Here is a 7,214-nt window from a genome sequence, read left to right on the forward strand (position 1 = left end):
CCGAACTCAGAAGTGAAACACAACAGCGCCGATGGTAGTGTGGGGTCTCCCCATGTGAGAGTAGGACATCGCCAGGCTTTGAATATTGTCTAACCAGACACGCTGCGGAGCGGTAGTTCAGTTGGTTAGAATACCGGCCTGTCACGCCGGGGGTCGCGGGTTCGAGTCCCGTCCGCTCCGCCACTTATTAAGAAGCCCTGCTAGTAATAGCAGGGCTTTTTTCGTTTGAGTTTCAATGAGATGCTTAAGTCGTTTTAAGCTCTCTCTATTGCAACTAGATTCCCTGTGCTTATTCCTTGATGTCCTCTTGAGCGCTGAAATTCTTTTGGCTTATGTTCATCGAACAGAGTAGCTGCATGAAAGGCGCTACTATCTCAATCAATAGCCATATGAAAACAACGTGTAGGCATATAAAAAAGCCGACACGTTGTGTCGGCTAATCGTTTAGTGTTGTGCTTTACAGAATCTGTTTGAGCACTCTATCGGCCTTAACTCGCGTTACTTTACGCAGTAGTTTTTGTACCGCATCAGGGTAGTTTTCTATCTTCTCTAGTTGTTTGTAGGTACAAACAAGTTGAGTGTGTCGAAGGATGTTGTCGATCTCTTGCTCAAACTTAGGTGTTAAGTGGTGATAGTGATCTTGGATGAGAATGGCATTCTCGAGATCGAGCTTCCATGCTCTTGGATTTAAGTTATTACCAGTGATCAACATATAGCGCTTATCCACCCATACGCCTTTTAGATGGAAGCTATTCTCTTCATGTTTCCAGAGATGGATAGAAAGATTTCGACTGGCAATATGGGCTTCATTTACTTTGGCAAAACGGCGTAGATTAAGCTCATATAAATAAGGTAAGCCGCCGATTGTCTTGAAGGTTTGCTCTGGGGAAATATAGAAATCGTTTGCCGTTTTATCGCCAACGACAATGTGAACTTTTACACCCCGTTTCAATGCTTTCTTAACTTCTTTAGCGACACTTTTTGGAAAATTGAAATACGGAGTGCAGATAAAGACTTCATCTTTAGCATGAGCGATCAGTTGGTTAATATTGTGGTTGAGTTTATTTCGACGCTTTCCAATACCTACCAGTGGCGTCAAAGCCACTTGATCGGCTGTTGGGATCTGTGACTCAAACTCATAGTTTGCTGTTGCTAGAGAGGCTCTAAATTGCCGAATGTCAGTTTTGATATCTTTCGTCGTTGGCTTCGATGTGTTTGATAAGTCATTGACAGCAGGATGACTTATCATTTTTTGCTGAATAAATTGTACCATGCTATCGGCAAGAGATTGATTGTCGATGGTGTGATAGCGGTCGAATCGATAGCGCTCTTTGTGATGCAAATAAACGTTATTAAGGCTTGCTCCGCTATAGATCACCTGGTCGTCGACAATAAAACCTTTGAGATGTAAAACACCAAAAACTTCGCGACCTCGCACGGGGATGCCGTATACGGGAATGGCGTGTTCGTGGTTCTGAGAGAACTCTTGATACATTGAAGCATTGCCTTCCGAAGCGGCCGCACCAATTAATCCACGTTGCGCTCTATGCCAATCAACGCAAATCGCAATATCTAAGCCAGGGTTTCTTTGCTTGGCATTATATAGCTCCGTTAAAACTTCTCTGCCTGCTTCGTCATCTTCTAAATACAGCGCTACAAGATAGATTCGTTTACTTGCCTGACGGATCGACTGGATCAGATGATTTTTAAATTCTTTTGCCGAAAATAAAACTTCAAAATGATCCGGTGATTGTGCGATGGTCGGCAATCGCTCGAATGGGTTTCTATGAGCAATCATATTGGATGATTTACCTTACTTATTTGCAAAATTGCGAACTGGGGATATTACCAAATTCAACGGTTCAATTGCTAGAAAAGCCGCGCATTCTCGTCATACTAGCCTAGGTATCTCATAGGAATGAGATCTTTACCACTGGATACATAGCGCTCAAACCGTTGCATAAGAGCTATTGGTAGTTCTTCTGTCATTATGGAGTGAAAACCATGACGAGCATAAAAGGGCTCAAGATGAGCGTATGCGAAGCAATAATCCTGATTATTGAGAATATTCTCGCTGCAATAATTGAGCAACTGCGACCCAATCCCTTTTTTTTGGTTTTCTGGCAGCACAAGCATGCCAGTCAGTAATCGATATACATCAATATTTTTAAATCTGACAACAGCAGATATCTGCCCATCGAGCGTGCCTATAACGCACAATTCATCTTTCCTAGCTTTTGCTGAAGGGTAATGTTCTTTGTACATTCGCTTGATCAAAGGAAGTTTTATCGGGGGGAGTATGTCAAATTGTAGTTGCCACATTTCTTCCTGCTTCGAATAGTTATCTGTTGTAGAATGGCGTGAGTTTAATTTATCCATAGAATGCCATGCAATTACATCCCAATGCGAGCTTAAAAAAATACCACACTTTTGGCCTAGAACAATCTTGTCAATTATTAGCTGAAGTTTTCTCTGTGCAAGATTTGGTGGAAATTTACCAGAGCGCAGAATGGCAGACTTTGCCTAAGTTGATGTTAGGAAAAGGTAGCAATGTCCTTTTTACTTGTGATTTTCAAGGAATGGTTTTAAGCAACCAACTGAAAGGGTTACAGCACACGCAGGATGATAATTACCATTATTTGCATGTTTCTGGTGGTGAGGATTGGCCTTCACTTGTTGAATGGGCTGTGAAGCAAAATATTGCAGGTCTTGAAAATTTGGCTTTGATACCTGGTTGTGCAGGTTCTGCTCCTATCCAAAATATTGGCGCTTATGGTGTAGAGTTTCAAGATGTGTGTGATTACGTTGATTATCTCTGTTTAGACTCCTTAACCGTCAAGCGCCTGAGCGCCAAACAATGTCTATTTGGTTATCGTGATTCTATTTTTAAGCACGCTTTGCACAGTAACGCGATCGTTGTAGCGGTAGGACTAAAGCTATTGAAGCAATGGCAACCCGTACTGAATTATGGACCTTTGCAAGAACTGGATAGTCACACCTGCCAAGCTATTGATATTTATAAACGGGTATGCGCTACTCGCAATGCCAAATTACCCGATCCGCGGGTGCTAGGTAACGCAGGAAGCTTCTTTAAAAATCCAATTATTAGTTTAGAACATTGGCAGGCTCTTCTTGAGAGTTATCCCGATCTTGTTTCTTACCCCGTGGAAGAAGGCAGAAAAGTAGCGGCCGGTTGGTTGATTGATCAGTGTGGGCTCAAAGGGTATAGCTTAGGTGATGCTCAAGTGCATCCGAAGCAAGCTTTAGTGTTGGTAAATAAAGGTAGCGCTACAGCCTTTGATGTCATTCAACTAGCGATTAAAGTTTGCATAGCAGTTCAGGATAAATTTTCGATATCTTTAGAGCATGAAGTCCGATTTTTAGATGCGATTGGTGAAACGAACCTTGAGCATCTTGCTAAGGAATTAAAGTGAAAGAGCACAGTGTCAAACTATCATTACTTCGTCATCTGGCCAGTGGCGAGTTTTGTTCTGGTGAGTTGCTAGGAGCAGAACTTGGTATTTCTCGCGCCGCAGTCAGTAAGCATATTAAAGGGATTCAGGAGTGGGGAATTGATATTTTCCGCGTCCAAGGCAAAGGCTATCAGCTTGCTCAATCACTGAATCTACTTGATGCGACACAGATCCAAAATGCCGTGCGTAACCCTGTCGAGCTTTTCCCCATTATCGATTCAACCAACCAATACCTGTTAGAACGTGTAGATAACCTTGCTTCGGGCAGCGTTTGCTTAGCAGAGTATCAGGCTAATGGACGGGGTCGGCGTGGGCGTCAGTGGATATCGCCTTTTGGCAGCAATCTTTATGTTTCCATGTACTGGCGGCTCGACGCGGGTATGGCGGCCGCAATGGGGCTTAGCCTTGTGGTCGGGGTCGCGATTGTGGAAGCGCTAGCAAGCATCGGATTTGACGGTGTAAAGCTTAAGTGGCCGAACGATCTCTATTTTCAGGATAGAAAGCTGGCGGGCATTTTAGTAGAAATGACAGGGCAGGCTGGCGCAGCGGCACATTTAGTGATTGGGATGGGAATGAACATTTTCATGCCCGAAAATGAGCAAGCCATTGGCCAGCCATGGGCAAGTTTGTCGCAGGTAGCCGACGGTCTGAAAATAGACAGGAACTTGCTCGCTATTGTCTTTATTCAATCATTAGACCAAGCGCTACGTGATTACGAGCTTTATGGGATGAAGGATTTTATACCGCGCTGGAATCGACTCGATAACTTTATTGGTCGAAAAGTTAAACTGCTTATGGGCCCCAAAGAGGTCTATGGCGTGGTGCACGGAATCAACGAATATGGAGCAGTGTTGCTAGAAACAGAGAATGGAATGGAGAGTTACATTGGTGGCGAAATATCGTTACGCAAGGCAGAGTAACCGCTTTACCAAACTATTTTCTTAGTAGTATCTCTTCCACGGTATGATTGAGGCCTTTACGCAAAACTAACTGAGCGCGCTCTTTGGTCGGTAAAATATTATGTTGCAGATTTTTACCGTTGATCGAGTGCCAGATGCTCTCAGCTTTTTCTCTCGCCTCTAGCTCAGACAGTTTTGTGTAGTGGCTAAAGTACGATCCCGTCTCCTTAAAGGCGCTGTGACGAAACTTCATAAAGCGTTCAACATACCACTTTTCAATAAGTTGACTGTCCGCATCGACATACAGTGAGAAATCTAAGAAATCAGATATAAACACTCGATGTGGATCGTGTGGATAATCCATGCCGCTTTGCAAGACGTTCAATCCTTCAATGATCAACACATCTGGCCTATCGACGACTTTCTCTTCAGTGGTGATGTCGTAAGTAAGATGTGAATAGATCGGCGCGCTTACATTTCTTTTTCCTGCTTTAACATCCGACACAAACTGTACCAGACGTTTCATATCATAAGATTCAGGAAACCCCTTTTTCCCCATAATTCCTCTCTCATTAAGAATTTTGTTGGGAAAAAGAAACCCATCTGTCGTAATCAGTTCAACTTTGGGATGATTCTCCCAGCGTGAAAGAAGCGCTTTTAACAAACGCGCCGTGGTACTTTTCCCAACGGCGACACTTCCTGCGATGCCGATGATAAAAGGAGGCGATATATCGGTATTACCGAGAAATTGATGCAAAACCGCATTTCGGCTTTGTCTGGCGGCCACGTATAAATTAAGTAAGCGAGCCAAAGGCAGATAAATCTCAGCCGTTTCTTTCATCGTTAGGTTTTCATTAATACCTTGTAGCTCTTTTAAGTCAGCCTCAGAGAGAGTCATTGGGACAGAGTTACGTAGCTCGGCCCATTGATTGCGATCAAAAGAGATATAAGGACCCATAAAATACCTAACGATGAATGACAGAAAAAAGAAGAGGATGAAACATACATTAAGGTGAAAAGAATGGAAATGCCTTAAACGATAGAATTGAGTGAGAAAACGCATTTTGCTTGAAAAAGCAACGAACAGGCGAGATTTATGGAAAATTGGTTTTTTTTTAATATTTAGGCTTGCAAGGCTGAGCATCATTCAATAGAATGCGCTCCACTTATGCCGACTTAGCTCAGTAGGTAGAGCAACTGACTTGTAATCAGTAGGTCACCAGTTCGATTCCGGTAGTCGGCACCATTCTTTTTCGAAAGAATGAAGAAAAAATTTGGAGGGGTTCCCGAGTGGCCAAAGGGAGCAGACTGTAAATCTGCCGGCTCCGCCTTCGATGGTTCGAATCCGTCCCCCTCCACCATATTCTTAAGGAAATAGCTCTCAGAGTTACGTGTGCGGGCATCGTATAATGGCTATTACCTCAGCCTTCCAAGCTGATGATGCGGGTTCGATTCCCGCTGCCCGCTCCAATTTTTGAGTGCTGATATAGCTCAGTCGGTAGAGCGCACCCTTGGTAAGGGTGAGGTCCCCAGTTCAACTCTGGGTATCAGCACCAGCTCTCCAAGCAATTATCTCCTTTTGATATATACTCCTTACCAATAATTTTGGTTGCGTGGTCATCAAAGCCACCTAAATCCGTACCTAGAGGGACAACTCATGTCTAAAGCAAAATTTGAACGTACGAAACCGCACGTAAACGTTGGTACTATCGGCCACGTTGACCACGGTAAAACAACTCTAACTGCTGCTATCTGTACTACACTTGCAAAAGTGTACGGTGGTGAAGCGAAAGACTTCGCATCTATCGATAACGCTCCAGAAGAGCGCGAGCGCGGTATTACAATCAATACTTCTCACGTAGAGTACGATACACCAGCACGCCACTACGCACACGTAGACTGCCCAGGACACGCTGACTATGTTAAAAACATGATCACAGGTGCTGCGCAAATGGACGGCGGTATCCTAGTTGTTGCTGCAACAGATGGCCCAATGCCACAAACTCGTGAGCACATCCTACTTGGTCGCCAAGTTGGTATTCCTTACATCATCGTATTCATGAACAAATGTGACATGGTTGATGATGAAGAGCTTCTAGAGCTAGTAGAAATGGAAGTTCGTGAGCTTCTATCTGAGTACGATTTCCCAGGTGATGACCTACCAGTTATCCAAGGTTCTGCACTAGGCGCACTAAACGGCGAAGAGCAGTGGGAAGCGAAAATCATTGAACTTGCTGAAGCGCTAGACACTTACATTCCAGAGCCTGAGCGTGCAGTAGACCAAGCATTCCTACTACCAATCGAAGACGTATTCTCAATCCAAGGTCGTGGTACAGTAGTAACTGGCCGTATCGAGCGCGGTATCCTACGTGTAGGTGATGAAGTTGCGATCATTGGTATCAAAGACACAATCACAACGACTTGTACAGGTGTTGAGATGTTCCGTAAGCTGCTTGACGAAGGTCGTGCAGGTGAGAACGTTGGTGCACTTCTACGTGGTACTAAGCGTGATGAAGTAGAACGTGGTCAAGTACTAGCGAAACCAGGTTCAATCACTCCACACACTAAGTTCGAGTCAGAAGTGTACGTATTGTCTAAAGATGAAGGCGGCCGTCATACTCCGTTCTTCAAAGGCTACCGTCCACAGTTCTACTTCCGTACAACGGACGTAACAGGCGATATCTCTCTACCAGAAGGCGTAGAGATGGTAATGCCAGGTGACAACATCCAAATGGTTGTAGAGCTAATCGCTCCAATCGCGATGGATGAAGGTCTACGTTTCGCGATCCGTGAAGGTGGTCGTACAGTAGGTGCTGGTGTTGTTGCTAAAGTTATCGCTTAA

At 44.2% G+C, this 7,214-nt stretch carries 6 protein-coding genes, 5 tRNA genes and 1 rRNA gene; 9 read left to right on the forward strand and 3 right to left on the reverse strand.

The features are described from left to right. A 5S ribosomal RNA gene (gene rrf / locus AACT23_RS18030) occupies window positions 1-77 on the forward strand; the annotation flags it as partial. A gap of 29 nt (window positions 78-106) precedes the next feature. Then, window positions 107-183: transfer RNA gene (locus AACT23_RS12120), tRNA-Asp, on the forward strand. Between the two features lie 274 nt (window positions 184-457). On the opposite strand, the gene pssA is transcribed toward AACT23_RS12120, so the two are convergent. Then, window positions 458-1,798 carry a CDP-diacylglycerol--serine O-phosphatidyltransferase gene (pssA, locus tag AACT23_RS12125; protein WP_013857962.1) on the reverse strand — a complete coding sequence of 447 codons (1,341 nt, stop codon included), beginning with the start codon at window positions 1,796-1,798 and terminating at the stop codon, window positions 458-460. Window positions 1,799-1,896: 98 nt separating this feature from the next. After that, a complete protein-coding gene (locus tag AACT23_RS12130; protein WP_013857960.1) occupies window positions 1,897-2,379 on the reverse strand; it encodes a GNAT family N-acetyltransferase in 483 nt (160 codons plus the stop codon). Between the two features lie 8 nt (window positions 2,380-2,387). Here AACT23_RS12130 and murB point away from each other — a divergent pair, with 8 nt between their 5' ends. Both murB and birA read left to right on the forward strand, forming a co-directional pair. Beyond that, the gene (gene murB / locus AACT23_RS12135) at window positions 2,388-3,434 is read left to right on the forward strand and encodes a UDP-N-acetylmuramate dehydrogenase (RefSeq protein WP_010318970.1); all 1,047 of its coding nucleotides are present in this window, start codon (window positions 2,388-2,390) and stop codon (window positions 3,432-3,434) included. Further along, entirely contained in the window at window positions 3,431-4,393 is a 963-nt protein-coding gene (gene birA, locus AACT23_RS12140; protein WP_094129334.1) for a bifunctional biotin--[acetyl-CoA-carboxylase] ligase/biotin operon repressor BirA, read from the forward strand. The genes murB and birA overlap by 4 nt, the downstream gene beginning before the upstream one ends. A gap of 13 nt (window positions 4,394-4,406) precedes the next feature. Here the strand turns inward: birA and coaA are convergent, their stop codons facing one another. After that, window positions 4,407-5,330, reverse strand: a complete 924-nt coding sequence (gene coaA, locus AACT23_RS12145) for a type I pantothenate kinase (RefSeq protein ID WP_010318972.1) — start codon at window positions 5,328-5,330, stop codon at window positions 4,407-4,409. A 212-nt stretch (window positions 5,331-5,542) separates the two neighbouring features. Here coaA and AACT23_RS12150 point away from each other — a divergent pair. The 5 genes from AACT23_RS12150 (at window position 5,543) to tuf (ending at window position 7,214) form a co-directional block, all read left to right on the forward strand. Further along, a tRNA-Thr gene (locus tag AACT23_RS12150) sits at window positions 5,543-5,618 on the forward strand. A 30-nt stretch (window positions 5,619-5,648) separates the two neighbouring features. Next, window positions 5,649-5,733: transfer RNA gene (locus AACT23_RS12155), tRNA-Tyr, on the forward strand. 34 nt (window positions 5,734-5,767) lie between these two features. Then, window positions 5,768-5,842, forward strand: a tRNA-Gly gene (locus AACT23_RS12160). A gap of 10 nt (window positions 5,843-5,852) precedes the next feature. After that, a tRNA-Thr gene (locus AACT23_RS12165) sits at window positions 5,853-5,928 on the forward strand. 101 nt (window positions 5,929-6,029) lie between these two features. Next, window positions 6,030-7,214 (forward strand): elongation factor Tu, encoded by a 1,185-nt coding sequence (tuf, locus tag AACT23_RS12170; RefSeq protein ID WP_013857920.1) that lies wholly within the window; start codon window positions 6,030-6,032, stop codon window positions 7,212-7,214.

Source organism: Vibrio sp. V09_P4A23P171, assembly GCF_963875615.1.
Lineage (GTDB): Bacteria > Pseudomonadota > Gammaproteobacteria > Enterobacterales > Vibrionaceae > Vibrio > Vibrio anguillarum.